Source organism: uncultured Rhodoblastus sp., from assembly GCF_903903185.1.
In the GTDB taxonomy this organism is placed as follows: domain Bacteria; phylum Pseudomonadota; class Alphaproteobacteria; order Rhizobiales; family Beijerinckiaceae; genus Rhodoblastus.
In genome coordinates, this window is record NZ_CAIUXT010000185.1 from 1 (window position 1) to 26,624 (window position 26,624).

General features: G+C 62.9%; 24 protein-coding genes and 2 pseudogenes. 7 read left to right on the plus strand and 19 right to left on the minus strand.

The features are described from left to right. Positions 1–395, plus strand: a 395-nt coding sequence (locus QZY01_RS16890; RefSeq protein ID WP_294539422.1) for a PHB depolymerase family esterase, incomplete at its 5' end; no start/stop codon positions are given. A gap of 2 nt (positions 396–397) precedes the next feature. Here QZY01_RS16890 and QZY01_RS16895 read toward each other — a convergent pair. From QZY01_RS16895 to QZY01_RS16935, 9 genes are all read right to left on the minus strand, one after another. Continuing rightward, on the minus strand, positions 398–1,702 hold the full coding sequence (locus QZY01_RS16895; protein WP_294539425.1) for an MFS transporter: 1,305 nt from the start codon (positions 1,700–1,702) through the stop codon (positions 398–400). Positions 1,703–1,789: 87 nt separating this feature from the next. Next, positions 1,790–3,424 carry an ABC transporter ATP-binding protein gene (locus QZY01_RS16900; protein WP_294539427.1) on the minus strand — a complete coding sequence of 545 codons (1,635 nt, stop codon included), beginning with the start codon at positions 3,422–3,424 and terminating at the stop codon, positions 1,790–1,792. Beyond that, positions 3,414–3,881 carry a type II toxin-antitoxin system VapC family toxin gene (locus tag QZY01_RS16905; RefSeq protein WP_294539430.1) on the minus strand — a complete coding sequence of 156 codons (468 nt, stop codon included), beginning with the start codon at positions 3,879–3,881 and terminating at the stop codon, positions 3,414–3,416. The genes QZY01_RS16900 and QZY01_RS16905 overlap by 11 nt, the downstream gene beginning before the upstream one ends. Then, positions 3,874–4,098, minus strand: a complete 225-nt coding sequence (locus QZY01_RS16910) for a hypothetical protein (RefSeq protein WP_294539433.1) — start codon at positions 4,096–4,098, stop codon at positions 3,874–3,876. The genes QZY01_RS16905 and QZY01_RS16910 overlap by 8 nt, the downstream gene beginning before the upstream one ends. A gap of 32 nt (positions 4,099–4,130) precedes the next feature. After that, complete coding sequence (locus tag QZY01_RS16915; protein ID WP_294539436.1) at positions 4,131–5,231, minus strand: ABC transporter permease; 1,101 nt, start codon at positions 5,229–5,231, stop codon at positions 4,131–4,133. Further along, positions 5,231–6,331 (minus strand): microcin C ABC transporter permease YejB, encoded by a 1,101-nt coding sequence (locus QZY01_RS16920; protein ID WP_294539439.1) that lies wholly within the window; start codon positions 6,329–6,331, stop codon positions 5,231–5,233. The genes QZY01_RS16915 and QZY01_RS16920 overlap by 1 nt, the downstream gene beginning before the upstream one ends. Next, entirely contained in the window at positions 6,331–8,187 is a 1,857-nt protein-coding gene (locus QZY01_RS16925; RefSeq protein WP_294539443.1) for an extracellular solute-binding protein, read from the minus strand. Before QZY01_RS16925 ends, QZY01_RS16920 begins: the two co-directional genes overlap by 1 nt. An 89-nt stretch (positions 8,188–8,276) precedes the next feature. Next, entirely contained in the window at positions 8,277–11,513 is a 3,237-nt protein-coding gene (locus tag QZY01_RS16930; protein WP_294539445.1) for a hypothetical protein, read from the minus strand. Positions 11,514–11,790: 277 nt separating this feature from the next. After that, positions 11,791–12,327, minus strand: a complete 537-nt coding sequence (locus QZY01_RS16935) for a cytochrome c family protein (protein WP_294539448.1) — start codon at positions 12,325–12,327, stop codon at positions 11,791–11,793. A 119-nt stretch (positions 12,328–12,446) separates the two neighbouring features. On the opposite strand from QZY01_RS16935, the gene QZY01_RS16940 reads away from it, so the two are divergent. The 4 genes from QZY01_RS16940 to QZY01_RS16955 all read left to right on the plus strand — a co-directional run bounded on the left by QZY01_RS16940 (position 12,447) and on the right by QZY01_RS16955 (position 15,416). After that, complete coding sequence (locus QZY01_RS16940; protein ID WP_294539451.1) at positions 12,447–13,187, plus strand: 3-deoxy-manno-octulosonate cytidylyltransferase; 741 nt, start codon at positions 12,447–12,449, stop codon at positions 13,185–13,187. After that, positions 13,184–14,035: a prephenate dehydratase gene (locus QZY01_RS16945; protein WP_294539453.1), complete on the plus strand. Its 852-nt coding sequence runs from the start codon at positions 13,184–13,186 to the stop codon at positions 14,033–14,035. Before QZY01_RS16940 ends, QZY01_RS16945 begins: the two co-directional genes overlap by 4 nt. 286 nt (positions 14,036–14,321) lie before the next feature. Then, positions 14,322–15,080, plus strand: a complete 759-nt coding sequence (locus tag QZY01_RS16950) for a tetratricopeptide repeat protein (RefSeq protein WP_294539456.1) — start codon at positions 14,322–14,324, stop codon at positions 15,078–15,080. A gap of 24 nt (positions 15,081–15,104) precedes the next feature. Continuing rightward, the gene (locus QZY01_RS16955) at positions 15,105–15,416 is read left to right on the plus strand and encodes a tetratricopeptide repeat protein (RefSeq protein WP_294539459.1); all 312 of its coding nucleotides are present in this window, start codon (positions 15,105–15,107) and stop codon (positions 15,414–15,416) included. Here the strand turns inward: QZY01_RS16955 and QZY01_RS16960 are convergent. The 5 genes and pseudogenes from QZY01_RS16960 to epmA all read right to left on the minus strand — a co-directional run. Continuing rightward, positions 15,364–15,600, minus strand: a pseudogene (locus tag QZY01_RS16960) (recombinase family protein); the annotation flags it as partial. The gene QZY01_RS16955 and the pseudogene QZY01_RS16960 sit on opposite strands and share 53 nt — an antisense overlap. A gap of 211 nt (positions 15,601–15,811) precedes the next feature. Beyond that, the gene (locus QZY01_RS16965; protein ID WP_294539462.1) at positions 15,812–16,354 is read right to left on the minus strand and encodes a CAP domain-containing protein; all 543 of its coding nucleotides are present in this window, start codon (positions 16,352–16,354) and stop codon (positions 15,812–15,814) included. A gap of 44 nt (positions 16,355–16,398) precedes the next feature. Further along, positions 16,399–18,954, minus strand: coding sequence for a DUF3772 domain-containing protein (locus QZY01_RS16970; protein ID WP_294539465.1), 2,556 nt, complete (start codon positions 18,952–18,954; stop codon positions 16,399–16,401). Between the two features lie 61 nt (positions 18,955–19,015). Then, positions 19,016–20,101, minus strand: coding sequence for a lysine-2,3-aminomutase-like protein (locus QZY01_RS16975; RefSeq protein WP_294539468.1), 1,086 nt, complete (start codon positions 20,099–20,101; stop codon positions 19,016–19,018). Further along, positions 20,098–21,141 (minus strand): EF-P lysine aminoacylase EpmA, encoded by a 1,044-nt coding sequence (gene epmA, locus QZY01_RS16980; protein WP_294539470.1) that lies wholly within the window; start codon positions 21,139–21,141, stop codon positions 20,098–20,100. Before epmA ends, QZY01_RS16975 begins: the two co-directional genes overlap by 4 nt. A 176-nt stretch (positions 21,142–21,317) precedes the next feature. On the opposite strand from epmA, the gene efp reads away from it, so the two are divergent. Beyond that, on the plus strand, positions 21,318–21,887 hold the full coding sequence (gene efp / locus QZY01_RS16985; protein WP_294539473.1) for an elongation factor P: 570 nt from the start codon (positions 21,318–21,320) through the stop codon (positions 21,885–21,887). Positions 21,888–21,964: 77 nt separating this feature from the next. On the opposite strand, the gene QZY01_RS16990 is transcribed toward efp, so the two are convergent. The 4 genes from QZY01_RS16990 to dapF form a co-directional block, all read right to left on the minus strand. Beyond that, positions 21,965–22,303, minus strand: a complete 339-nt coding sequence (locus QZY01_RS16990) for a hypothetical protein (protein ID WP_294539476.1) — start codon at positions 22,301–22,303, stop codon at positions 21,965–21,967. A gap of 93 nt (positions 22,304–22,396) precedes the next feature. Then, the gene (locus QZY01_RS16995) at positions 22,397–23,245 is read right to left on the minus strand and encodes a hypothetical protein (RefSeq protein ID WP_294539479.1); all 849 of its coding nucleotides are present in this window, start codon (positions 23,243–23,245) and stop codon (positions 22,397–22,399) included. A gap of 105 nt (positions 23,246–23,350) precedes the next feature. Then, positions 23,351–24,619 carry a tRNA (N(6)-L-threonylcarbamoyladenosine(37)-C(2))-methylthiotransferase MtaB gene (gene mtaB / locus QZY01_RS17000; RefSeq protein WP_294539481.1) on the minus strand — a complete coding sequence of 423 codons (1,269 nt, stop codon included), beginning with the start codon at positions 24,617–24,619 and terminating at the stop codon, positions 23,351–23,353. Beyond that, positions 24,616–25,488: a diaminopimelate epimerase gene (gene dapF / locus QZY01_RS17005; protein WP_342394908.1), complete on the minus strand. Its 873-nt coding sequence runs from the start codon at positions 25,486–25,488 to the stop codon at positions 24,616–24,618. Before dapF ends, mtaB begins: the two co-directional genes overlap by 4 nt. A gap of 212 nt (positions 25,489–25,700) precedes the next feature. Between dapF and QZY01_RS17010 the strand changes: the two genes are divergently transcribed. Continuing rightward, on the plus strand, positions 25,701–26,351 hold the full coding sequence (locus tag QZY01_RS17010; protein ID WP_294539484.1) for a GyrI-like domain-containing protein: 651 nt from the start codon (positions 25,701–25,703) through the stop codon (positions 26,349–26,351). A 96-nt stretch (positions 26,352–26,447) separates the two neighbouring features. Here the strand turns inward: QZY01_RS17010 and purH are convergent. Continuing rightward, positions 26,448–26,624: pseudogene (purH, locus tag QZY01_RS17015) on the minus strand (bifunctional phosphoribosylaminoimidazolecarboxamide formyltransferase/IMP cyclohydrolase); the annotation flags it as partial.

A 26,624-nucleotide genomic window follows, 5' to 3' on the forward strand; every position in this document is an offset into this window, starting at 1 on the left:
CCGCCAGCGACATGCCCTCGGCCTTCACGGCGATGAAAAAGGGCGCGACGGCGACGAAATCGCGGCGCGGCGAGGGAACGGTCCCCGCCATCGTGTTCCATGGCGATCGAGACGCCACGGTCCATCCCGCCAATGGCGACGGCGTCGTGGACCAGGCGAGGGGCGGGGCCAATCTGCGCGAGACCGTCACCAGCGGCGTCGCCGCCGGCGGCCGCAAATTCACCCGCACCGTCCACGCCGACGAGACCGGGTTCCCGGTCGCGGAACAGTGGATTCTCCACGGCGCCGGCCATGCATGGTCTGGCGGCGACCCCGCCGGTTCCTTTACCGACCCGCGCGGCCCCGACGCCAGCCGCGAGATGATGCGGTTTTTCGCCCGTCACCGGGTGAAATGAGTTTATCCGACCGACCCATGCCGCTCCGGGTCGGGAGTCGCGATGGCGTGCAGCCGCACCACATACCAGCAGAGCAGCGCCACGGGGATGCCGATCAGCGAAGTGAACACGAAGAACATCGTGAAGCCGGTATGGGCGATGATGAAGCCGGAGGTTCCAGCGAGAATGCTGCCGGGAAAGGCGCAGAGCGAGGTGAGCAGCGCGAATTGGCTCGCCGCCAGTTCGGTTGCCGTAATCGACGACATGTAATTGATCAAGACTACCTGGGCGAAGGCGTAGGCGAATCCCTCGATGCTGACCGAAATCGCGAAGCTCCAGAAATCGCCGCCGCCTTCCGCGGCGAGCCAGGCGAGGCTCAAATGCGACGCCGATCCCGCCACGGTGCCGAGCAGCAGGCTCGGCATCAGGCCGATCTTGCGAATGATGAAGGCGCTGGAAAAGGTCGCGGCCAGCGCGATCCAGAAGCCGAAGAGTTTGGTGACGGTGGCGATGTCGGCGTTGGAATAGTTCAGGCTCTTGAACAGCGGGATCGCCATCGCGCTCGAAATATAACCGGGCAGGCGAAAGCCGGCGATCATCAGGAAGATCGGCAGCGCCATCGGCCCGAGGCGCGTCGCCAATTCCTTGATCGGCGCGATCACCGTCGCGACGAAGCCCGGATGCTGGTGGCTGACGGTGAAATCGGACTCGGGCTCCGGCGCGATGAAAGCGGCGATGGCGCCGATCAGCATCAGCGCGGCCATGAAGCCATAGGCGACCTTCCAGCCGTAGCGGTCGGCGAGCAGCAGCGCCCCGGCGCCGGCGGCGAGATTGCCGAAGCGATAGCCCATTTCCGAGATCGCGGTCATCATCGATTGCTTGGCGACCGGAACGGAAGTGATGCGCCAGCCGTCGATGGTCACATCCTGGGTGGCGCCGGCGACGCCGAGCGCCAGCGAAAAAGCCACCGTATAGGCCATGAAATTGGCGGGATCGCCGAAAGCGACGCCGATCAGCGCCAGCATCACCGCGATCTGCGAGAGCACGATCCAGCCGCGCCTTCGCCCGAGCAGGGCGCTGAAAAACGGCGCGTCATATTTGTCGAGGAAGGGCGCCCAGATGAATTTGAGCTTGTAGGCGATGGTCAACTCGCTCATCAGGCCGATGGTCTCGATCGGCACGTGGGCGTCGGAGAGCCATGCCGCCTGCGTCGGATAGACCAGAAGATAGGGAATCCCGGCGCTGAACCCCAGGCCCAGCATGGCGAGATAGCGCCGGTCCGCCTTCAGATGAGCGAGCATCGAGTGGTTTTCGACATCGTCCTTCATTCGCGCTTGTTCCCCTCCCGGAATCTCCCACCCGCTCGACGGCTCCATATTACGGAGCGCATCGGCCAAGTCTAACGCTGGTTTTCGTCAGCGCGACGACAAGGCGAAGGTTGAAGGCTCGGCGGCGAGATCGAAAGCGGCGGCGAAGAGTTCCCTCGTATATTTTTCGCGCGGATTGGCGAAAATCTCGTCCGCCTCTCCCTGTTCGACAATCCTGCCGTCGCGCAGCACGACGATCTGCGACGCCAGCGCCTTCACCACTTTCAGGTCGTGGCTGATGAACAGGTAGGACAGGCCGCGCCGCTCCTGCAGGTCGCGCAACAGGTCGATCATCTGCGCCTGCACCGAGCGGTCGAGCGCCGACGTCGGCTCGTCGAGCACGATCACGTCGGGGTCCAGCGCCAGGGCGCGGGCGATGGCGATACGCTGGCGCTGGCCGCCGGAAAATTCATGCGGATAGCGGTCCATGGTCGCCGGATCGAGTCCGGTGTCGGCGAGCGACTTCGCCACGACGATTCGCCGTTCCGCCGCCGAAAGTCCCTTGTTCTGGATGACGAGGCCTTCCTCGACGATTTCCGCGACCGACATGCGCGGCGACAGCGAGCCATAGGGGTCCTGAAACACGATCTGCAAATGGCGGCGCAGCGGCCGCATCTGAGCGGCGGAAAAGCCGTCGATGTTGCGGCCGAGATAAAATATCGGCCCCGTTGAACGTATCAGGCGCAACAGCGCGAGGCCGAGCGTAGTCTTGCCGGAGCCCGATTCCCCGACCAGAGCCAGGGTCTGGCCCTTGCGCAAAACCAGCGAAACGCCGTCCACGGCCTTGATATAGGAGGTCGTGCGGCGCCAGAACCCGCTTTTGATCGGAAACCAGACACGCAGGTCTTGCGTCGCGAGCACTTCCGGCGCGTTGGCGTCGGCGGGCGGCGCGGCGCCTTTCGGCTCGGCGGCGAGCAGCATTTTGGTATATTCGTTGCGCGGTTCGCTGAAAATCCGCGCGGTTGGGCCGGTCTCGACAATGCGGCCATGGCGCATCACCGCGACCTCGTCCGCCATGTGGCGGACGATGCCAAGGTCATGGGTGATGAACAAGATCGCCATGCCGTAGCGCGCCTGAATGTCGCGCAGTAGATCGAGAATCTGCGCCTGCACGGTGACGTCGAGCGCCGTGGTCGGCTCATCCGCGATCAGCAGATCGGGCCGGTTGGCCAGCGCCATGGCGATCATCACCCGCTGGCGCTGGCCGCCGGAAAGCTCGTGCGGATAGGCGTCCATCCGGTTTTCGGCGTTCTGCAGTCCGACCTCGCGCAAAAGTTCGAGCACCCGCGCCCGGCGTCTTTCGGCGGAGTCCATGCCGTGAATGGCGAGGATTTCGCCGATCTGCTTCTCGATCCGGTGCAGCGGATTGAGCGAGGTCATCGGCTCCTGAAACACCATCGAGATGCGCGCGCCGCGCAAGGCTCGCATCGCGTTCTCGTTGGCTTTGGTCAGTTCCTGTCCCTGAAAGCGGATGGAACCGCCAAGGATTTTCGCACCCGGCGCGAGCAGCCGGACAACGGAAAGAGCGGTCACCGACTTGCCGGAACCGGATTCGCCGACCAGCCCAAGGGTTTTTCCACGCGACAAAGCCAGCGAGACGCCGTCGACGGCAAGGGTTTCCTGACCGGCCGGGCCGAAACCGACGGACAGGTTTTCTATCCGGAGAAGATCGTCAGTTTCCACGGAACGCCTCGATCAAGGCGGCGACGGTCGTTGGACCGGGTTCGAGTCGAGAAAGCGCGCCGGTAGGCAATTTGTCCATGTCCTTGTCGCGCGAAATCATGAACCTGCACTTCTGGCGCAAAGCCGTGACCACATGAATGGCGTCCGGCAATTTATGCCCCGAATATTTCCGCAATTCCGCCGTCTCGATGAGAATATCCCGGCTGATCGGGATGAGAGCAAGTGCAGGATTCCAGATGATCAAACTCATATAAAGGCGACGCTGGCCCGGAGAAGTTCGAGAGGGCGAAAGCACTTCCGCCAGAGTCAGTTCGCTGGTGGTGAAAACGCCTGTCGCCCCGCCAAGGCCAAGAAACAAGTCTCTGGCCTTTTCGGCGAGTTCGGGCTTTCCTTCGACAAAATCAATGAAAACATTGGCGTCCAGGTAGGCGAGCGCGCCCGTTTGCGCTTCAGTCATTCCAGCCGTCTCGTTCCTGCCTGATTTGCCGGTCTATCTCCTCGGCAGAGCGAAAGGGAGGGCGGCGCGCCGCGAATAATTCCTCGATCGAAAGGATATTCTCGGGACGATCCGATTCCTCGACAATGACCGTCACGTCCGCGTCCGGGTCAAAGCCCTGCCGCAAGTCTTCCGGCAAGGCCGAGACCGGATAATGAGCTTTGACAATCCTGTTCATCGCGCTTCTCCAGCACGCCATCTAGCACAAATTCAGTTGAAGGTCTTTCGCGGATCGAAAGCGTCGCGCAGGCCCTCGCCGATGAACACCAGCAGCGACAGGGTGACGGCGATGACGGCGAAGCCGGACAGGCCGAGCCAGGGCGCCTGAAGATTGGACTTTCCCTGCAACAGCAATTCGCCGAGCGAGGGCGAGCCGGGCGGCAGGCCGAAGCCCAGGAAATCCAGCGACGTCAGGGTGGTGATCGACGAATTGAGAATGAAGGGCATGAAGGTCAGCGTCGCCACCATGGCGTTGGGCAGGACGTGCCTGAGCAATATTTTGGCGTTGGACAGGCCCAGCGCGCGGGCCGCGCGCACATAGTCGAAATTGCGGGCGCGCAGGCATTCCGCGCGCACCAGATGCACCAGATTGACCCAGGAAAAGGCCAGCAAGATCCCGAGCAGCACGAAAAAACTCGGGGTGATGATCGCCGACAGGATGATCAGCAAATAAAGGCTCGGCAGCGACGACCAGATTTCGATGAAACGCTGGAACAACAGATCGGTCCAGCCGCCGAAATAGCCCTGCACGGCGCCGGCGGCTATGCCGACCACCGAGGAAATGCCGGCGAGCAGCAGGCCGAATAGCACCGAAATGCGGAAGCCATAGATCAGCCGCGCCGTGACATCGCGCGACTGGTCGTCGGTGCCGAGCCAGTTCCATTCGATGTCGCCGCAGTTTTTCGCCGGCTGGCCATCGAACGTCTTGCCATGGGCGCATTGCGCGTCGGTCAGCAGCCAGGTTGGCGGCGAGGGCGCCGCCGTCGGCGGCGAAAGATTATGGGTGTCGTAGGAATAGCGGATCGGCGGCCAGATCATCCAGCCATGGGCGTTGATCTCGTTGAGAATGAAGGGATCGCGATAGTCGGTCGTGGCGAGAAAGCCGCCGAATTTCTCTTCCCCATAGTCCCTCAGCACTGGAAAAAGCAGCTCGCCCTTGTAGGAGACGAGTATCGGCTTGTCGTTGGCGATCACTTCCGCGCCGAGCGAGGCGATGAAGGCGAACAGGAAAATCCACAGCGCATACCAGCCGCGCCGGTTGCGGGCAAAAGCGTCGAGGCGCCGGCGGGTGATCGGCGAAAGCCGCGACATCACAAATCCCGCGTTTCGAAATCGATGCGCGGATCGATCCACGCATAGGTAAGGTCGGAGAGAAGATTGATCGCGAGACCTAGGAGAGCGAAAATATAGAGATTGGCGAAAACCACGGGATAATCGCGGTTGAGCGTCGATTCGAACGACAGGAGCCCCAGTCCGTCGAGCGAAAAAATCGTCTCGATCAGCAGCGCGCCGGTGAAAAAGGCCGAGATGAAGGCGCCGGGAAAGCCGGCGATGACGATCAGCATGGCGTTGCGAAAGACGTGGCCGTAGAGCACGCGCTGCTCGGTCAGGCCCTTCATCCGCGCGGTGACGACATATTGCTTGCGGATTTCATCGATGAAGGCGTTGCGGGTCAGAAAAGTGGTGGTGGCGAAGGCGCCGAGCGTCAGCGCCGTCACCGGCAGCACGATATGCCAGAGGTAATCCTTCACCCTGGCGAAGGGGGCCAATTGCGCGAAATGATCCGAGGTCAGGCCGCGCAGCGGGAAAATCTGCCAGAACGAGCCGCCGGCGAACAGCACGATCAGCAAAATCGCGAAGAGAAAGCTCGGGATCGCATAGCTGACGATGACGACGGCGGAAGTCCAGGTGTCGAAAGCCTCGCCCTCGCGGCGCGCCTTGGCTATGCCGAGCGGAATGGAAATGGCGTAGGACAAAAAGGTCATCCACAGGCCGAGCGACATCGAGACCGGCAGTTTTTCCTTGATCAGATCGAGCACCGGGACATCGCGGAAATAGGACCGTCCGAAATCGAACACCGCATAATGGCTGATCATCAGCCAGAACCGCTGCAACGGCGGCTTGTCGAAGCCAAACTGCTTTTCAAGCTCGGCGATGAACTTTGGATCAAGCCCCTGGGCGCCGCGATATTTGCCGGAAAACTGCGAGGCCGCGCCGGCCTGCGCATTGGCCAGACCGCTGCCTCCGCCGCCAAAACGTGAGGTCGCGCCGGAATCCTGGCCCTGCATCTGCGCCAGCACGCGCTCCACCGGCCCGCCCGGGGCAAATTGCACGATGGCGAAGGACAGAGCCAGAATGCCGAACAGGGTCGGGATCATCAGCAAAACCCGGCGCGCGACATAAAACAGCATCAGGACCGGGCCTTGACCGCGGCGGCTTTTTGCGTGTCCCACCACCACAGCGAGCCAATGCCGATATCGAGTTTGGGAAAGTTTTCCGGATGGCCGAAGAAGTCCCAGGCGGCGATGCGGCGATTGGGCGAATACCAGTTCGGAATCCAATATTGGCCGGAGCGCAGCACCCGGTCGAGCGCCCGGCAGATGAAGACCAGCTCGGCGCGGCTTGTGGCGTTGAGCGCCTTGTCGATGAGCGCGTCCGCCGCCGGGTCGTCGATGCCGGCGAGATTGAGCCCCCCGGAGGTTTTGCCGGATTTCGAGCCGAAATAAGCCAGCAATTCCTCGCCCGGCACGCCGCCGATCACCTTGCGGTCGGTCACCATGTCGAAATCGAAAGCGTCGATACGCTGCTTGTATTGCGCCGAATCGACCACGCGCAGCCGCGCCTCGACGCCGAGCAGCCGCATGTTCTTGAACATCGGCTGGACCACCTTGTCGAAGGCGTTGGAAAATTCCAGCACCTCGAAGGCGAGCGGCGAGCCGTCGGGCGCCAGCAGGCTTGTTCCCTGCCGCTTGCACCCGGCCTCCAGCAACAAGGCATTGGCGCGTTGCAACAGCGCGCGATCCTGTCCCGAGCCATCGGACACCGGCGGCGTGTAGGGCAGGCCGAACACGCTCGACGGCAATTTGTCGCGCAGGGGTTCGAGCAGCGCCAGTTCCTGCGGCGAGGGCAATCCCTCGGCGCTCATGTCGGTGTTGGTGAAGAAACTGGCGGCGCGCTTGTAGGCGCCATAGAACAGGTTGCGATTCGACCATTCGAAATCGAGGCAATAGCCCAAAGCCTCGCGGATGCGCGGATCCTTGAAGATTGCGCGGCGGGTGTTGAAGAAAAAGCCCTGGAAACCGGGACTGCGACGGTCCGGAATCTCCTGTTTTATCACCCGGCCGTCGCGCACCGCGGGGAAGTCGTAGCCGGTCGCCCATTCCGAGGCGGTCGCCGATTCATGCAGATTGACCGCGCCCGATTTGAACGCCTCGAAACCGACCGCGCGCTCGCCGAAATAATCGTAGCGGATCGCGTCGAAATTATTCTGGCCGACATTGACGGCCAAATCCTTGCCCCAATAATCGGCGACGCGCTCATAGACGATATAGCGGCCCTGTTCGAAAGCCCCGATCTTGTAAGCGCCCGAACCGAGCGGCGGCTCCATGCCGGCGCGCTCGAACGGATGGGCGCCATACCAGGCCGAGGACAGGATCGGCTGTCCCGCGATATTGAGGATGGAATCGCGGCCAAAACCTTCGTGCAATGTAACCAGCACGACATCATCGGCTTGCGCGACGGCGCTTTCGAGATCGCGCAGCAATTGCCGGATGATCGGATGCCCCTTGTCGCGCAGGGTGGTCAGAGAAAACGCCACATCCCTGGCGGTCAGCGGCGAATGGTCGTGAAAGCGCGCCTCGCGCCGCAGCTGGAAACGATATTGCCGCTTGTCCGGCGATATCTCGACGGATTTGGCGACCAGCCCGTAAACCGTGTTGTCCTCTTCGAGACTGCCGGCCATCAGGCTGTCGTTGATGAGGCCAAGGCCGGTCGCCGGATTGCCCGACAAGATATAGCCGTTGAAAGAATCATAGGAAGTGGCGACCGCCTCCTGGATCAATTGCCCGCCCTTGGGCGCGTCGGGCCGCGCATAGGGGAAGTTCCTGAAATCTTCCGGCAGGTTCAATTCGCCGAACGAGGACAGGCCATGGGTTTTCCGCCAGCCCTTGTCCTCCGCCGCCCGTGCGGCAAGGCCGAACAGGGGCAAGGCGGCGGCGGAAAGCAGCGCGGCGCGGCGGGACAGCGTCAGTCGGGTCAGGGGATGCAAGGGAGCCTCGAAAAGAGGGCGGAGAGTCGCTAGCCATTATGTCGTTTTTGCGCCCGGAGGCCAGCTTTAACACCAAACCCGGCAAGCCGTCAGAAGCCGCTGCTCCAATCCCGTTCGAACAGGAATTTCGACGCAAGGCCCGCGGCGGGGATGATCAGGCCCTTGACCAGCGGCTGAGACCAGATGGGACTGAAGGCGCCCTGGCGGGCGCCATTGGCCTCCTCCATCAGCGCCTCGAGATGGGCCGCCTTCAGGTCGCTGGCCGCATCGTCGCGTTTCAACCCGAGGATCGCCTCTTTAAGATTGCCAATGGCTTGCGCCCTTGTTCGCTCCGCGTCGCGGCTCATCGCCCAGGCGCAAAGGAAGACAATTCCCAGTCCGCAGACCACGCCGATCACCACGGCCGGGCTGAGTGGATAGGGAGCGAAAATGTCGCTGCGGGCGACGATGGACAGCGCGATGAGCAGGAAAGGAAAATAGACCATCGGCAAGATACATCTGGTCCTCATCTCGATGAAGCGCAGATCCCGGGAATCGTTCGCGATCCTGCAGGCGTCGTCCGATCCGGCGGCGTCCGGCGGCGGTTCGCGATTCGGCCAGAATGTCTTGTTGTGTTGCAGGTCGTCGATGAAGGCGAGGCACAGGGCCGTCGCGTCGGCAATGTAGATGGTCAGGAAAGTGACGAAAAAGAACTCCCCATAGATGGAACGCCGAAACCAGGCGCGGGCGAGAGCGCCGCGGATCGCCGGCGTCCCGTCGTCGAACTCGGACATGAAAAACCAGAATACGCCGCACAGGATCAAGGTCACCAGCAGGCTGCGAATGACCCGTTCGTAGGTGTTTCCGGCATGAACATAATTGGTCCAGGCCGGCCCGAGCGGATACCAGCCGTTCTGTTCGGTCTGCTTCTCGATAAAGGTCGGGGCTTTCGGCGAAACCAGGCTGATCCAGTATTTCAGCGCGTTCACGCTTCTTACGCACAGGGTTTTCAGGACTCCGCTTGCCATCCTCTGGTTCCGGTCGAGGACGGGCGCCGGGCGAGGATCGACGAGGCCGAAATCGCCGTGCGCTACAATTTCCCGGTTGTTGGCGTTCAGTCTCAACTGCGCGATCGCGACGAACAGGATCGCGAGCGCCATGTTCAGGATGCGGATGGCGATCGTCGGCCAGACGCTCAGGCCCTCGGTCGCCGAAATCACCGCGCCTTCGCCCGATTCAGTCAGTTTCCCGGCGATCGGCTCCCAGAACCAGACGCCGAAGCCGATGAACAACAGCCAGACCGTGCAAAACAGAGCGAATACGCGGCCCGCCGAAAAGAACAGGATCGGTGGCCTGGCGACGGTCTTGCGCGGCGGGGCGTCGCCGCTGTCCGCATCCTGCTGCTGGTCTTCGTTGAACAATCGTTCTTTCCTGGCGCTCTGGAAAGAGGCGAAAATATAGAACATCAGCAACAAGGCGCCGGCCGCGCTCAAGACGCCGACATTCGTCTTGACCGCACTGGAAACTGGCGAAAACAGCAGTGTGCGCTGATCTTTCGCCAATGGCCTTTTCGAAACGCAACCCTCGTTCGAGACCGTCTCCATCTGCGCGGCCCGGCTCGGGTAGCGTCCAATTTCCCGCAATTGGCCGTCGCGCGTCATTTCGAACAGGGTGGCGCGATTGCTGTATGCGTCGAGCACATGGTCGTCGCACAAGGCGGCCAGGGTCGCGGCAAAGGCGGAGGTCTGGTAGGTGCTGCGAAACGGTGGAATTTCACCCTGGCCATCGCCAAGGGTCCCGCCATAGGCCGAGCCGACGATCAGGTTGCGGGTGAATTTCCGTTCGCTGGCGGTCTGCAGCGAAACGTCATAATCCGTGGTGAAAAAGATCGCGTTCGGGAAACTCGGCTTGAGAGCCCGCAACACGAGAAGCTTGTCATAGACGTCGCTGCCCAGCACGCCGATGGCCCGCAGTCCCGGGCCGCCGTCCAGTTTCAGGAGATCGTCTTTTGCTTTCAGCTCGTCTTCAAGCCGCCTGAGATAGTCATATTGGCCGAGGCCTTCGAGACTGTCGAAATACCGGGCCTTGGCCTGGCTCTCCAGCGGATCCTTGTCGTTGTCGCTCGATTCGCTGTTCTTGGCTGCGGGCTTCGATTTCTTGTCCGAGGCAATTTCGCCGTCGATCCCGCGCAAATAGCCGTAGAAATAAGGGCGGTTGTCATGCCCGGTCGACCCCGGGCCGCCCGATGACGCCTGGAATGTGGAGGTCATCGTCGCCTTGATGTCGCGTCCGTAGCTTGTATCCCATTCCGAGATGAGGGCTATGGAGTCCGTATCGAAATGAACATTGCGCCGCCCGAGTTCCTGTCGGATCGCTTTGGCGACAATGTGATCCGGAGTAATCGTCAATTTGATGTTGTTTGGAAGAGGTTTCTGATTCGTCAGCGCATTTTCTGTGATTATCTCGGTCGGCCCGTAAGCGTAAAATGGAATGCCTGAGAGCCAGTGATCGGTATGGTTAGAAAAATCTCCGATCAACAGTTTGAGAACGTCGGTTGTTTCGGGGCCGACAATTGCAAGCCGCGCTTTTTGCCGATCCCGCTCCCCAGGCGGTTTTTCGTCGCCTTCCGCAAGCGGCTTGGGCGTCAGGTCATTGGGGTCGCCGATGATTTCCGCCAGACGCAGCAGGGGTCCGTCGTCGTTCGTCTTGTCGACGAGCGCATTCTCGTCGATCCAGGCGACGAGGACGGATTCGTTCGAGGAGTCGCCGGCGGCGTTCTTCGTTCCGCGCGCCGCGCGCGGCGGGCGTTCGAACCATTCGTAAGGCACGATGGTCGGATTGCCGGAGCCGGCGCGGTCGGGTCGCTGGAAATAATGGATATGGGTTGAATCTTCGGGCTGAAATCCCTTGCGCCCCAACGCCGCGACGACCGCGTAGCGCAGCCTGCGGCGAAATTCGGCGTCGGCGGAATAGGGATCGCCCTCCACAAGGACCGCAAGGATCGAGGTCGAGGGTTGGCAGAGCCGGGGGTCCGCCAGATTCAGGACCGCCGGGCCGGCGTCCGTCCCCTCTTTGGCGCATGGAGGCCGGGGCGACGGTTTAAGCGGCGCCGCTTCCGGCGTCTCCGGCTTGATCTTGTCCGCGACGGCGGCGAAAGGATCCTGCCACAGACGCGCTTCGGCCGCTTGAGGGGGAATGCTGTGAAAGCTCGCCTCGGGGAGTTCGGGGCGCACGCCTTGCAGCGCCGCGTCCTTGTGCAGCCAGGCCGCGCTGGCGGTCAGCAGCAAAGCCAGGATCAGCCCGCCATTGGTAAAGGCGCCCGAGCCTTCCCTGCTGTTTTCCCCCATCGACCTCCCCCGCTTCGATGCCGCCGTCCCGCAAACGCAGACGATGAAGATCGGAAATTTGAATTTCAAATAAATATTTCCGGCATTCCATCCGGGCAATTTTGGCGGCAATGATTGTGTATTGGCTGCAGCTTGGCAAGCGCCGCGCCGCCCCGGCGGCGGCGCAACGGGGCGCTTTCACCCTATCGTGATCGCCCGGCGGGTTTACCATCGGACCGAGCGCCAAAAAAACCGGAGATCTTGATCTCCGGCTTCAAAATCGGCTGGATTGCGCGCCTTAATTCGCGGGCAGAGCCACGGGGCTGTCGGACAAGGTGCGCAGATAGGAGATGAGGTCGGCGCGCTTGCCGGCGTCCGCTTCGCCGGCGTAACCCATCTTGGTGCCCGAGGCATAGGTCTTCGGGTTGGCGATGAAGGCGTCGAGATCGACGAAGGTCCAGGCGCCGCCCTTGCCCTTGAGAGCCTCGGAATAACCAAATCCTTCGACCGAGCCCTTCGGTCGTCCGACCACGCCATAGAGATTGGGGCCGACTTTGGCCGCGCCGCCCTTGTCGAAACTGTGGCAGGTGGCGCAAATCTTGGTCGCGGCCTGCCCTCGGGCGGGATCGGCCTTGGCGAGCAGCGCCGGCAGCGGAACCTCGGCGACCGGAGCGGCGGCGGCGGCTTTGTCCGGCGCCGCGCCGCTCGGCAGGTCGAAGCCCTGAACCTTCGGATAATGGCTGCTCACCAGCGCATCGCTGAGCACGCCCAGGAACAAGCTGAACAGGATGGCGCCAAAAAGGGCGCCGATAAACCGGTAGTCGATGAAATTCATGCCGCAGCCTCCGCTTCGGGGCTTCTGATAAACGCTTTGCGCCCCGCTTGGCAACTCGTATAACCGGGCCGAATCCGCGCAAGTACCTAAGCCCGCAACCCGCCTCCAGTCCCGCGTCCATGCCGCAAAACCCCATCGTCGTCATCCCCGCCCGCCTCGCTTCGACCCGCTTGCCCAACAAGCCGCTGGCCGAAATCGCCGGCGCGCCGATGATCGTCCAGGTCTGGCGGCGCGCCGTCGAGGCGGGAGTCGGCCCGGTTCTCGTCGCCGCCGACAGCGCCGCCATCGCCGAGGCGGTTCAGGCGGCGGGCGGCGAGGCCGTGCTCACCGATCCCGGCCTGCCCTCGGGTTCCGACCGGATTTGCGCGGCTCTGCGCCTGTTCGACCCCGAGCGGCGTTTCGACGTGGTGGTCAATCTGCAGGGCGACCTGCCTACCATCGAGCCGGACAGCGTGCGCGCCGCGCTGCTTCCCCTGCAAGACGAGGCGGTCGACATCGCCACCCTGGCGGCGCGGATTTCCCGCGAGGAAGAGCGCGACGATCCCAATGTGGTCAAGGCGGTCGGCGCAAGACTCGGCCCGACGCGGCTGCGCGCGCTTTATTTCACCCGCGCCACGGCCCCGTGGGGCGAGGGCGACCTTTATCATCATATTGGCTTGTACGCCTATCGCCGCGCCGCGCTCGAGCGTTTCGTGGCGCTTCCCCCCTCGGACCTCGAGCGCCGCGAAAAGCTGGAGCAATTGCGGGCGCTGGAGGCGGGCATGCGCATCGATGTCGAAATCGTCGAGGCCGCGCCGCTCGGCGTCGATACGCCGCGCGATCTCGAACGGGCGCGCAAAATTCTTGAAAGCAGGACATGACCAAGATCATCGCCTATCAGGGCGAACCCGGCGCCAATTCGCATATTGCCTGCGCCGACGTCTATCCGGGCTGGGAAACCCTGCCCTGCGCCAGTTTCGAGGAGGCTTTCTCGGCGATCGGCGAAGGCCGGGCCGACCTCGGCATGATCCCGATCGAGAATTCGCTGGCCGGGCGCGTCGCCGACATCCATCATTTCCTGCCCGATTCCGGCCTGAAAATCATCGGCGAATATTTTCTGCCGATCCATTTCCACCTGCTCGGCGTCAGGGGCGCGCAGATCGCGGATTTGCGCAGCGTCTACAGCCATGTCCACGCGCTGGGCCAATGCCGGAAAATCATCAAGCGCTACGGGCTCAAGGCGGTGACGACGGGCGACACGGCGGGATCGGCGCGCGAAGTGGCCGAATGGGGCGACAGGAGCCGCGCCTCGCTGGCGCCGGAACTCGCCGCCGAAATCTACGGACTCGACGTGCTCGCCCGCTTCGTCGAGGACGAGGACCATAATTGCACGCGATTCGTCATATTGTCGCGTGAAGCGCTTGCCGGCCCGCGCCCCGAACGGCCGATGCTGACGACGTTCGTCTTCCGCGTGCGCAACGTGCCTTCGGCGCTTTACAAGGCGCTCGGCGGCTTCGCCACCAATGGCGTCAACATGACCAAGCTCGAAAGCTACATGGTCAATGGCGAATTCGCCGCGACGCAGTTCCTGGTCGATGTCGAGGGCCATCCCGACGACGCCAATCTCGCCCGCGCGCTCGAAGAACTGACGTTCTTTTCCGAGACGGTGACAATTCTCGGCGCCTATCCGGCGCATCCGTTCCGGGCGCGGCTGGGAAACGGGAATTAGCGTTCCAGGTTGGGGGCTCCATTCCCGCCAGCAAAGGTCTCAAGAAATGGCTCCAAAGCGCCATTCCCAAGCGCCCAAGAAGGACGGCCCGGCGCCAGAGGCTATCGTTCATCGTGCAATCAACGCTGCCGTGCGGCGGACAAAAGAGCGCTTTTCGAAAATCACGAATTTTGACCGGCGACGTTTTTGCGCCCGAAGGCCTTGACCTTGTCAACGTCGTTAGTTGGCGCGATTATGTCGCGGACGGAGCGCCAGCTAGCACTCCCGGCTGAAAGGAATTTTCCCTATGTTGCAGGGGTTCTTCAAAGCGCTGCGGCATGCTTTTGATCAAGCGGTGAAGGGCGCTGATCAGGGCGATCGTGGAGGCAGGAACTGGGACGCGCAGATTTCCGGTTGCACGACCGTTCTCGCGCGCGATCTTGACCCGGGGACGCGCTCGGACATTTTGCGGAAGCGGGGAGATGCTTATTTCCGGAAAACGCAGTATGGCATGCATCAAGATGAAGCACCGGCGTTGATCAGCTTCGCTCTTGCTGATTACAACGAGGCAATTCGTATTAACCCGGATAACGCTCTCGCGTACTGTAGTCGCGCCGAGGTTAATTGGCATGATTTTACTAATGACAAATATTCGCGGGTGAAAATATGCATTGAAAATTATAGCGAAGCAATCCGCCGTGACCCTAGGCTGGCTAAGGCTTATTATGGGCGCGCGATATTATGGAGTGATACAGAAAAATATTTTAAAGATATTGATAAGGCGATTGAATTGGACCCGCATAATTCAAATTATAATTCATCTCGAAGCTACGTAAATAACAAGCTTGGACGAACGTCGAGTGCGATTGATGATCTCAGCAAAGCAACGGCGGCGTCAGGCGGGATCGGCAGAAGGTATCGGGCATTTTTGTATGAAAAACAAGGTCTTCTCGATAAGGCGCTTGCGGATTTGAATGTGGACCTTAAGGAGGACGAAGGCAGCTGTTTCGAAATAGAGTATTTAAGCCGTGCCAGCGTCTATATAAAAATGGGAAAAATAGAATAGGCGCTCGATGACTGTAAAAAGGTTATGGACCGCTACGGCGAGCGCGAGCGGTACTATGCCGCTCACGCTTTCAATACTCGTGGCGTTGCCAATGCGATTCTGGGAAATATCAAAGAGGCCGTTGACGATTATGATGAAGCTATTCGATTAAATCCAAACTTCAGGGTTGCCCTGTTAAACAGAGGCGATCTTTACGAAAAACAAGGAAAGTTGAAGGACTCATTAGTCGATTTTGAAAAGGCTCGCCATGCGCGTGATCCCATTGAGGATGAGCAAGACCTGATCATCGCTCGGTCGCCCACGCGGGTGATCCCATTGAGGACAAGCAGGACCTGATCATCGCTCGGTCGATGCGCGTGACCACCACTTGATCGCCAGTCGCGAGGGATTTCAAAAGTTTGCCGAGTTCCTTGCGGTCAACCCTCGCGCCGGAAACCTTCTCGCGATAGATGCGCGAACACCCCGCCGCCTTTAGTTGGTCGAGTTGCGCCTCAAGGGTTTGCCCAACTGTCGAGACGCGGGCGTAACCAAGGCGGTTTTGGGCTGGACTATCGGACTATCTTTCGAGAAGCGAAGGCCTTTGCGGCGCAACGGTCAACGCAATTTCTCAAGAGTCTTGATTTTTGAACGGCGCGATGTCGCCCTGGGGGCAAAACCGGGCGGCGCCGCCGCTACCACTTCCCTCCGATTCGAGCGCCGATCGCCCGCCGCCGGATCATGGAAACAGGCCGTCAGTTCGCCAGCACCAGCGTCCAGAAAACCTTGTAGCGCGTGTCGGGATTATAGGCGGCGGCGATCCCTAACCGGCGCATGCCCGGCGCCAGCATGTTGGCGTTATGCGGGGGAGACTGCCGCCAGCCCGAAAATGCCTCGGCCAGGGTATGATATCCGGCGGAGACATTTTCCACCGCCCGCGACTTGGCGTAGCCGGCGCGGTCGAGCCGGGAGGTCAGGTCGCCCCTGACTTCATGGCTGAGCTTGCCGGAACGCGCCATCGCCTCGGCCTGGGCCTGCGCTTCCGCCATCAGGCCGGGATCAACGTTCAAAGTCTCCAGCCCGTGATTGGCGCGGTAAAGCGAGATCATGTCCCGCGCCGCAACCGCGTCGAGACGGGCGCCCGGCCTCGCCATCGAATCATAGAAGGTCGGAGCGCCCGGCGGCTCGGGCCGAGCGGCGACGGGGGCGGGTTCTTCCGCGCAGGAGGCCAAGAACAGTCCGGCGGGCGCGATGGCAAGCAGCAGGCGCCCAAACGAACGGCGTGACGGGGTTTTCAACGAGGTCATTCCGACGAAGTAACACAACCCATCTGCCAAAACCGTTAAGTTTTGATGTCGTCCGGGCCGCGCGGGTAAAGCTTCGACAGCGATTCGAGCTGGGCGAGGTCGAGGGTCAGCGCGGTTTGCTGCGGCGGGTCCATCCGCAGGCCGGCTTCGCGGAAAAGCTTGAAAATGGCGTAATGCAGGTCGCTTTTCACCCGCGACGCGCGTTCGACATCCTCGACGAAACAGACCAGTTCGAAATTCAGCGAAGTCGCGCCAAAGCCGCTGAACAGCACCGCCGGCGCCGGAATCCCCTGCACTTCCTCGTGGGATCTGGCGGCTTCGAGCAGGACTTCGCGGACTTTTTCCGGGTCCGAGCCCCAGATCGCCTGAACCGGAATCTTGATCCGCGACACCCGATCGCCGCGCACGAAGTTCTTGACGATGCCGGTGACCATATTGCCGTTCGGCACGATCATGGTGGCGCGGTCGAAGGTCTCGATCTCGGTCGAGCGGACATTGATGCGGCGGACATAGCCCTGCTCGTCGCCGATCACCACCCAGTCGCCGACCCGGATCAGCCGCTCCCATAGCAGGATCAGGCCCGAGACGAAATTATTGACCACCGATTGCAGGCCGAGGCCGATACCGACCGAGAGCGCGCCGGCGACGAGAGCCAGCTTTTCCGTATTGATGCCGAGATAGGCCGAGGCAAACAGGATCGACAGCAGAATGCCGATATAGCCGACGCTGGTGCGGATCGAGGCGCGAAGGCCGATGTCGAGCCCGGTCAGCGGCAGATAGCGGTTTTCCAGCCAGTTTTGCGCCGCGTGGGTCAGGGCGTAGCCCAAAGCGAAGAACAGCAGGGCGAGGAACAGGCTGGACAGCGATAAGGTGACGTCGCCGATCTTGACGCCGAAAAAGGCCGACTGGAGGGTTCCCAACAGGTCTTGCGAGGCGACGCCCCAGGGCGTGAGCACCAGCAGCGCCGCCATGGCGCACAGCGCGACAAAGACCGCGCCGCCGAGCAGCACGCCGATCTGCTGCAGCCTTTCGCCGCGCAGGCCGAGGCTGGCCGTCACCCCCCGGTTCAGGCGCGAACCGGGGCGAAAGGCCTTGTCGATCCCTTCGCCCGAAAATTTGAGCAAAAGGAACAAAAGACTGGCGACAACGGCGGTCCAGACGAGCTGATCGACGATGAAGGCGGCGAGGGCGACATAGCCGAAGAAATCCGCGGCCAGGATGACGAAAGTCGCCGCCCAGGCGGCGAAGCGGATCGGCGGCCACCAGGGCGCCTCGTCATCGAGCGCCGCCGCGCGGCCGTCCTTGCCCTGTTCCGCCTCGGCGACGGCGACGACGCCGAACAGCCCGCGCGCCAGGATCACGCCGACAAGCAGCGCGAAGACGCCGCGCGCCGCCACCGTCGCCTGAAAAGAGGCGCCGATCACCTGGTTGAACGCCTCGACCGCCTTGCCGAGCGTCACCAGAACCGCGATGGTCATCGCCAGACGAAACAGCCGGCTGGCGATCCGGTCGCTGAGGTCGAGCGGCCGCCACAGCGCGCGGCCCGGCGCCAGCACGCCGATCCCCAGCCCCGCGACCAGGGCGCAGCGGATCACCCCCCGGAACAGGGCGTTGGTCAGAGGCGCCATTTGCCCGTCGTTGAGGCCGAACCAGTCGATGAGCATGTAGATCGCATTGACTCCGGCGATCGGGATCGCCGCCACCGCCACCGCGGTCCACAAAGCCGCCGCCGCCTTCTGCAATGCGCTCGGCGCGCGCGACGATTCCGCGCGGGGCAGCAGGCGCAGCGCGAGGTAAAGCGCGACGGCGACGACGACGAGGATCAGGCCGAGCAAAGCCAAAAAATTCAGGCCGGACTTGCCGGCGAGAACCGACGACACGCGGGCGGAAAAATCGACGAGGGCCGAGCGGGCGGCGGAAAGTCCGTGCGGCGCGTCGCGCGCCAGATTCATCCATAGTCCGGGGTCGAGAATGCTTGATCCGCGCTGGAACACCGCATTGGCGAACAGGGTGCGGCGCCGCTCGGTGATCTGCGCGGCGAGCTGGTCGGCGCGCACCTGCAAGAGATTGGCGCGCTTCAACAGGTCGTCGCTCGCCGAATAAAGTTTCATCTGGTCCGCGCGGTCCTGGGCGACGGCGGGATCCTCGGGCGGCGCCGGCGGATCCGCTTTGGGGTCCGGCCCGGGACCGAGCTGGTCGAGCCGGGTCTTGAGCGCCGCCAGCCGGGGGGTGACATCGGCGGTCACGGTCTGAATCTGTTTGGAGACCGGATCGATCGCGGCGGCCTCGCGAACGAGATCCGCGTCGGTCAAGGCTTCGCCGGCCAGCAGGGCGTCGATCTGGTCGAGGCTCTGTTTGGCGGCGTCGAGCCGCGCCGCGAAATCGATCGTCGCCGGCTCTTCCGGCGATGTCGCGCTGGGCGGGACGATCGAGGAGCGCGACAAGGGACTCGAGGGCGGAACCGGAACCGGCGCGGGGGTCGATTGGGCGATTTTTTCGCGCGGCTCGGCGCCGACAGCCTGCGCCGCCCCGGCCAGCGAAATCGCGAGCAGGAGTCTCGACAGCAGGACAAGGGCGAATTTGCGCGTCACCGGCGGCTCCGATTCTCATGGTCCCGGCAGGATCGGCGGAAATGGGCCAAAAGCAAGGCGGTCATGGCTTTTTCCGCGCGCTGCCGGCGTCATCGCCATAGACATGGCGCCCGCCGCGCCAATCCTCGATGAGCCAGCCCGCGCCCTCGCGCGCGACATAGGCCGGGCCGGCGGGCGCCTTGCCGTGGCCGCCCGGAATATCGACGACATAAATCGGCTGGCAAAGACCCGACAGGCGCCCCAGCAGGCCACGAACCAGATTTTGCCCCACATCGAGCGGCAGACGCAAATGCGACGTGCCCGGCGCAAGATCGCCATGGTGCAGATAATAGGGCTTGATCCGCGCCTCCACGAACGCGCGCATCAGCGCCGACAGCGTCTCGACATCGTCGTTGACGCCGCGCAGAAGAACCGTCTGGCTGACCATCGCCACGCCGGCGTCGATCAGTTTTCCGCAGGCGACGCGCGCTTCCGGCGTCAATTCGCGGGGATGATTGGCGTGCAGGGCGACATAAAGCGTCTTGCCGCTTGCCTTCAGCGCCGCGATCAGGCCGGGAGTGATCCGTTCCGGCGTCAAGGCCGGGACGCGCGAATGAAAGCGCAGGATCTTGATATGATCGACGGCGCGCAGGCGGCGCGACAGGTCCGCGAGGCGGCGCTCCGACACCGCGAGCGGATCGCCGCCGGTGACGATCAGCTCCCAGATTTCCCGATGCGCCGCCAGATAGGCGAAGGCCTCGTCGAGCGCCGCCTCGTCGAGAACGCCCTGCGGCCCGGCAGGATTATTTGCGCCGACGCGGGCGCGACGGAAGCAGAATCGGCAATAGACCGGGCAAACTCCGGTCAGTTTCAATAGCGCGCGGTCGGGATAGCGGTGGATCAGGCCTGGCGCGACCTGATGGACGTCGTCGCCGATCGGATCGGCGCGCTCCTGAGGCAAGGTCCGCAACTCGGCGGCGTCGGGCAGGAATTGCCGGCCGATGGGATCGTCGGGCCGCTCGATCAGCGCGGCGACGCCGGCGGGAATGGCGACGCTGTAGCGCGCGGCGACTTCCGCTAGCTCCTTCGCCTGTGCGGGCGCAGCCCAGCCGGCGGCGATCAACTCGTCGGGCCGGGTCAGCGTTTTTCCAGATGAAAAACGGCTCATGGCGCGGCTCTTGCCCGCGCGACCGGCGCCCAGAGCACCTGTTCGATTTGGGTCGCGCCGGTCGCCAGCATGACCAGCCGGTCGAAACCGAGCGCGACGCCGCTGGCCTGCGGCATGAAAGCCAGAGCGGCGAGAAAATCCTCGTCGAGCGGATAGGAATCGCCGTAAAGCCGGGCGCGTTCGGCCATGTCCTGCTCAAATCGCGCGCGCTGTTCGACCGGATCGGTCAATTCGCCAAAGGCGTTGGCCAGTTCGACGCCGCAGCCGTAAAGCTCGAATCTTTCGGCCAGACGCGGATCCTCGGGCTTAAGCCGCGCCAAAGCCGCCTCGCTCGCCGGATAGTCGATCAATAGGGTCGCGCGGCCATGGCCGAGCCGCCGCTCGATGCGGTCCGACAGGATTTTGCTGAACAGGTCCGACCAGGAATCGTCGGCGCTGACCCGGATTCCGATCTGCCCTGCCCTCGCCGCCAAAGCGTCGCGGTCGTCCAGCACGGCGAGCAAGTCGATCTGCGCGTAACGCTCGAAAGCCTCGGCGACGGTAAGCACTTCCGGCGCGCGAAACGGATCGAGGCTGGCGTCGCCGCTTTGCAAATGCGTCGCCCCCGCGGCCTCGGCGGCGAGCTGGAGCAGGCTTGAGCAATCGTCGATCAGGGCGCGATAGGGCGCCTCGGCGCGATACCATTCCAGCATGGTGAATTCCGGATGGCGCCATTTCGATCGCTCGTCATTGCGAAAGACATGAGCGAGCGCAAAGATTTTTCGTTCGCCTGCCGCCAGCAGCTTCTTGCAGTCGAATTCCGGCGAGGAATGAAGATAACAGGTCTCGGGCCCGCTGCCGGGCGGCTGGAATTGCGTGGCGAAACCGGCGATATGGGTTTCATTGCCCGGCGAAACCTGCAAGGCGGCCGGTTCGATCTCGACAAAACCCCGATCGTCGAAAAAGCCGCGAACGGCTTTGACGATCTTCGCCCGCTGCAGCAGGCGGGGCCGCCGGTCGGCATAGTTTTCCGGAGCCCACCATGGGCTTTCTCGCCGCATCCCGACTTTTCCCTAAAGGCGTTGGCGCCATTGCCCGCGTTACGATATCGACAAAAAACTGGCTTTGCGGCGTCGGATCGGTATTAGTGACGCCGCAGTTTTCAAAAAAGGTCCATAGACCCGACGGCCCGTCCCATCAACCGCGACGACGGGCGCCGATCCAAGGAAGTCGTCAAGTGAGAGTGATCGCCAGCAACGTCCGCAAGGGCAATATCATCGAGCACGAGGACGGCCAGCTTTACGCCGTCCTCAGCGCCGAAAGCTTCTTCCCCGGCAAGGGCACGCCGACGACGCAGATCGACATGCGCCGCCTGTCCGACGGCGTGAAGACCACCGTCCGCTACAAGACCACCGAACAGGTCGAGCGCGCCCATGTCGAGGACATGAATTTCAGCTATCTCTATGCCGATGGCGACGGCTTCACCTTCATGAACGGCGAGAATTACGAGCAGGTGATCGTGCCGAAGGAAGTGCTCGGCGATCAGGCCGCCTATCTGCAGGAAGGCATGCAGGTCATCCTGTCGATCTTCAACGGCATTGCCGTGGCGATCCAGCTGCCCGCGCGCGTGACGCTCGAAGTGATCGACACCGAGCCGGTCACCAAGGGCCAGACCGCCTCCTCCTCCTACAAGCCGGCCAGGATGGACAATGGCCTGCGGGTCATGGTGCCGCCGCATATCGGCGTCGGCGCGCGCATCGTCGTCCTCACCGACGACAACAGCTATGTCGAGCGCGCCAAGGACTGAAGGCGCCGTCCAGCCATCGCGCCAAACAAAACGGCCGGTCTCGCGGCCGTTTTTTCATGTCCGCGCGGCGGCTTGTCTCACCAGGGCGCGTAGCGCTGGAAGCCCGGAATGCCCGGAAGATCGAACGGGCCGGGCAAAATGGTGTTGTCGCCGAATAATTCGTTGCGATAGGTCCCGCCGGGCGTGCCATTGAATACCGTGCTGTCGTCCATGTACCGGTTCAAGGTGCCGACCGGCACGACATTGCCGGAATCGAGGAAGCTGCGCTTGACGACGAGCTTTGGCGCAGCCGCCTGCTGCACGTGACGCACCGGACGCGCGGCGTGATGGCGATGATGCGCCGGCTCCGCCTGGACGCCGACGCTGACCAGCGAGAGACTGGCCAGCGCGAAGGCAAAATGAGAAATACGGCGCATTTTTGGCTCCTGATGCGATATTTTTTAGTTTATCGCTTTGTTGCGGCGGACGATAGTTTTTTACGCAACGAACATCGCGTTCCCGTTTAATGCTTAACGTCCGCGGGTAATTTCGCCACAGCTGCGCATTCTGCGGGCCTGGGCTTCGGCGAAAAAGTCGCGCAAGGGCCGGTCGTCGCCGGCGGTCGACAGATCGAGACGATCGATCAGGCAGATCAGATCGGGCGCGCTCAAGGGTTCCGCGCCGGGCGCGCAGGCGAGGCCGGACAAAGTCAGCCCGGGCGCCGCGCGAACCAGCCGAAACCCCCGGCAATTGCCGCGCGAAAAACTGTTTTCCGACAGGGTCATATCCGCCGTCTCCAGATCGCCGAAGCGCGTCTTTTCGCTGCGCTCCAGCTTCACATGGTCGAGACTAAGGCCGAGCGGCGCCGCCCGGCGCGCCATATCGACGAAAAATGGCGCGTCGGCGGTTTTTTCCTCGCCATGGCGATAGACCGACAGGCGAAGGAACCATTTTTTGGCGGCGAATTCGCCGAAAGTCAGCAAATCCTCCCGGCCGCCGCCGGTCGAATGGCGGCGCGCCGCATAGGTGAATTTTTCATGCGCCAGTTGCGGCGCGGAGAGGTCATAAAGACGGGACGGCCTGGCGATGTCGAGCCAGACCGGGGCCGGAGAAGGCGGCGCCTCGCGGACCGGCGAAGCCGCCCGCCATTGCGCCAGCAGACCGGCGACCGTCAGCGAGGTCAAACAGATCGCCACGGCTTTTACCGCCATATTGCTCCGGGATTTGGCAAAACGCCTGACCCGCCGCCAGAATTTCGGCGGCAATAATTTCGGCGGCAAGGCGGACGCCGGCGCGGCCCCGAAGTCGGACGCCGGCAAGTCGTCCCGGACAAAAAGGCGGAATTCCTTTCCGCTGCGGAAGGTCGTGGTTGACGGCATGGCCCATCCTCGCCGCCTGAACGGCGGCGCGTGTCGCGATGGGCCGATCCTGACTTTATTTCGCTGACCTTCCCTTAACCGGCGCCAAAGCTTTTCGATTGACGATTAATCGAAGGTTACGTCGAGCGACCCGGCGCTAAAACCCGTCGCCTCCCCCCAAACCAGCCGCCCCGGCGGCAAGCCCGGCGTTTTCACCGGGGTGAAATCGTCGGCGCGCCCCATGCCGCCGCGTTCGCTCAGGATCCGCAACCGCCGACCGACCCGCGCCTGCAAATGGCGGCGCAAAACCTCATCGCCTTTTTCCCTGAGCCGCGCGGCGCGCAGCTTGACCGTCGCCGGCGGAACGCCCGGCATCCGCGCCGCCGCGACGCCGGGACGCGGCGAAAACGGGAATACGTGCAGGAAACTTAAGCCGCAATCCTCGATCAGGGCCAGCGAGCGCGCCGCCATGGCGTCGTCCTCGGTCGGGAAGCCGGCGATGAGATCGGCGCCGAAGACCATATCCGGGCGCAGACGGCGCAGAGTCGTACAGAAATCGACGCTGTCGCGCCGCGAATGGCGACGTTTCATGCGCTTCAGGATCAGATCGTCGCCCGATTGCAGCGACAGATGCAGATAAGGCGCGAGCCTCTCCTCCTCGGCGAAAGCCGCGATCAGATCGGGATCGGCCTCGATGCAATCGATCGAGGACAGGCGCAGGCGCGGCAGAGCGGGGAGTTCGCGCAGCAACAGCCGCACCAGTCGCCCGAGTTTCGGCGCCCCCGGCAGATCGGCGCCCCAGGAAGTCAGATCGACCCCGGTCAAGACCAGTTCGCGATGGCCGGTCTCGACGAATTTTTCCGCCCGAGCCAGAATTTCCCCTGCGGGAACCGAACGCGACGGCCCGCGCCCCTGCGGGATCACGCAGAACGTGCAGCTATGATCGCAGCCGTTCTGCACCGCCAGAAAGGCCCGGGTATGGCCCTCGATCGCCGCCAGAATCGGCGAGCGCGCATTGTCGCGGCGACCGGCCATTGCGATCGGGCCGACATTGGTCCGGGCAGTGAAGGAGCTCCAGCTGAGCGCCCGGGTCTTTTCGGCATTGCCCATCACATGGGCGACTTCCGGCATGGCCGCGAAACATTCGGGGTCGATCTGCGCGGCGCAGCCGGTGACGACGATGCGGGCCCCGGGACGCTGGCGCTTGAGCTTGCGGATCGCCTGACGGGCCTGGCGCGCCGCTTCGCCGGTTACCGCGCAGGTATTGACGACGACGAGGTTTTTCTCGGCCCCCTGCGCGGCCAGTTCGCGGATCGTCTGCGATTCGACCATGTTGAGACGGCAGCCGAAAGTGACGACCTCGATCGCGTCATGGCCTGGCTTGGCCTGCGTCATGGCGCCGCCCGGTCGGAAAAAATCGCCGGATCGATTTGGGCGACGAATTCGAGTTCGACCGGACCGGTCATTTCGACGCGATTGTCGCCCTCGCGCCAGTGGATGACCAGATCGCCGCCGGGCAGCGAAATTTTCGCGCGCCGCCGCAGCAGCCCGGCGCGCACGCCCGCGACCAGAGTCGCGCAGGCCGCCGTGCCGCAGGCCAAAGTCTGGCCCGCGCCGCGCTCCCAAACTTTCAGCCGCGCATGATCGATGGAGCGGACCTGCGCCAGCGAAACATTGACTCGTTCGGGAAACAGCGGGTGATGCTCGATAACCGGGCCGATGGTCGCGAGATCGAATTTTTCCGCCTCGGCGACGAAAAAGATCGCATGGGGATTGCCCATGCTGACGCAAGAGGCCGGCGGCAGGCCGAACAGGCCGAGATCGACGGCGCCCGTGTCGGCGACGGCATGGGCGAGCGGAATCTCGCGCCAGTCGAGACGCGGCCGCCCCATATCGACGGTAAAGGACAGCGGCCCGTCGCGCCGCACCACGAGTCTGCCCGCCGAAGTGGCGAGGCGGACCGTCGCCGCTCCGGTCTGCTCGGCAAGATAATGCGCCACGCAGCGCGTGCCATTGCCGCAAGAGGCGGACAGCGAGCCATCCCGATTGTAAATGGTCATGAAGGCGTCTTCGCCGGGTTCTTGCGGATCGCCGAGCGCCATCAGCTGGTCATAGCCAAGGCCCGGCGCGGCGGCGAGCGCGCGCGCGTCCGACGGCGTCAAAGCGTAATTCGCGCCGCGAAGATCGAGCACCAGAATTTCGTTGCCGGCGCCGTTCATCTTGACGATGTCGCGGCCCGCCAGACGGTGAAGCGTTTCGGTCAATTTCCCAGTCCGCAAAGATTTTACGTTCATGTCGCGTTTAGTCGGAATATAGGAGAAATGGGCGCGTGTCGCCATATGGCGATCAGGACGGCTCTGGACTAGACTGATCTGGGCGCTGTTTCTCTGGAGTGTTTTTTCGCGGCAGCCTGTGTAAAAACGGCGTCCGCTTTTTCGCACACCGCTCGATCGGCGGGGCGGTTTGGAGTTCTCATATGCAGATCGGCAAAATTTTCCTGGGGCTTGGCCGATTAGGCGGCCTGTTCCTGCTGCTTGGGTCCTTTGGCGCCCTTGCGCCCGCCTTTGCGCAGCAGGCTGGGCCGTCGGAACAGCCGAAAGCCGAAGCGCCCAAAGACGGGCCCGCCGCCAAGCCCGACAGCGCCGCAGCGCCCGCCGAGGAGGGCGCGATCCAGACGTCCGAAATCGCCTCTCGCATCGTCATCGAGACCCATGGTTCCGCCAGTTGGGAGGAAGGCTACGCCAAGATCGGCGAAGCTTTGGCCAAATTGCGCGCCAGCGCCGAAAAGGCCGGGCTCAAGGTCGATGGCCGTCCGCTCGCGGTCTTCACAGAGACCGACGACGCCGGCTTCAAATTCGACGCGCTTCTCCCCGTCGACGCCAAACCCGACGCCAAACCCGATCTTGGCGCCAATTTCTCGCTGGCCCAGTCGCCGAGCGGCAAGGCCCTCAAATTCCAGCATCGCGGCGCCTATGACGACATTGATGCGACCTACGACGCCATCACCGCCTATCTCGACGAGAAGGGGCTGGAGGCGCGCAATCTGTTCGTCGAGGAATATCTGAACGACGCCAAGGATTCCTCCGACGTCGGTCTTGAGGTCGATATTTTTGTCTTTCTGAAATGATCGGCGCCTGAAAATCCCGCCTCGCGGCCAGGGCAATGTGCGAAAAAGTGGACGCCGGTTTTTCGCAAAAACATTGCGAAAACAAAGGAATCGACTCTAGTGTCGGAAGTGGCGATAGCCGGTCATCACCATGGCGAGGCCGGCCTCATCGGCGGCCTTGATCACCTCGTCGTCGCGCATTGAGCCGCCGGGCTGGATGACGGCCGTGGCGCCCGCTTCGGCGGCGGCGAGAAGCCCGTCGGCAAAGGGAAAAAAGGCGTCTGAGGCGACGAC

Coding starts and splice junctions, on each gene's coding strand:
- QZY01_RS16915 (WP_294539436.1), bottom strand. CDS start 5,231: ATGTCGCGGCTTTCGCCGATCACCCGCCGGCGCCTCGACGCTTTTGCC.
- QZY01_RS16945 (WP_294539453.1), top strand. CDS start 13,184: ATGACCAAGATCATCGCCTATCAGGGCGAACCCGGCGCCAATTCGCAT.
- QZY01_RS16995 (WP_294539479.1), bottom strand. CDS start 23,245: ATGCCGTCAACCACGACCTTCCGCAGCGGAAAGGAATTCCGCCTTTTT.
- QZY01_RS16940 (WP_294539451.1), top strand. CDS start 12,447: ATGCCGCAAAACCCCATCGTCGTCATCCCCGCCCGCCTCGCTTCGACC.
- QZY01_RS16975 (WP_294539468.1), bottom strand. CDS start 20,101: ATGAGCCGTTTTTCATCTGGAAAAACGCTGACCCGGCCCGACGAGTTG.
- QZY01_RS16910 (WP_294539433.1), bottom strand. CDS start 4,098: ATGAACAGGATTGTCAAAGCTCATTATCCGGTCTCGGCCTTGCCGGAA.
- QZY01_RS16920 (WP_294539439.1), bottom strand. CDS start 6,331: ATGCTGTTTTATGTCGCGCGCCGGGTTTTGCTGATGATCCCGACCCTG.
- QZY01_RS16895 (WP_294539425.1), bottom strand. CDS start 1,702: ATGAAGGACGATGTCGAAAACCACTCGATGCTCGCTCATCTGAAGGCG.
- QZY01_RS16930 (WP_294539445.1), bottom strand. CDS start 11,513: ATGGGGGAAAACAGCAGGGAAGGCTCGGGCGCCTTTACCAATGGCGGG.
- QZY01_RS16990 (WP_294539476.1), bottom strand. CDS start 22,303: ATGCGCCGTATTTCTCATTTTGCCTTCGCGCTGGCCAGTCTCTCGCTG.
- mtaB (WP_294539481.1), bottom strand. CDS start 24,619: ATGACGCAGGCCAAGCCAGGCCATGACGCGATCGAGGTCGTCACTTTC.
- epmA (WP_294539470.1), bottom strand. CDS start 21,141: ATGCGGCGAGAAAGCCCATGGTGGGCTCCGGAAAACTATGCCGACCGG.
- QZY01_RS16905 (WP_294539430.1), bottom strand. CDS start 3,881: ATGACTGAAGCGCAAACGGGCGCGCTCGCCTACCTGGACGCCAATGTT.
- QZY01_RS16935 (WP_294539448.1), bottom strand. CDS start 12,327: ATGAATTTCATCGACTACCGGTTTATCGGCGCCCTTTTTGGCGCCATC.
- QZY01_RS16950 (WP_294539456.1), top strand. CDS start 14,322: ATGTTGCAGGGGTTCTTCAAAGCGCTGCGGCATGCTTTTGATCAAGCG.
- QZY01_RS16955 (WP_294539459.1), top strand. CDS start 15,105: ATGGACCGCTACGGCGAGCGCGAGCGGTACTATGCCGCTCACGCTTTC.
- QZY01_RS17010 (WP_294539484.1), top strand. CDS start 25,701: ATGCAGATCGGCAAAATTTTCCTGGGGCTTGGCCGATTAGGCGGCCTG.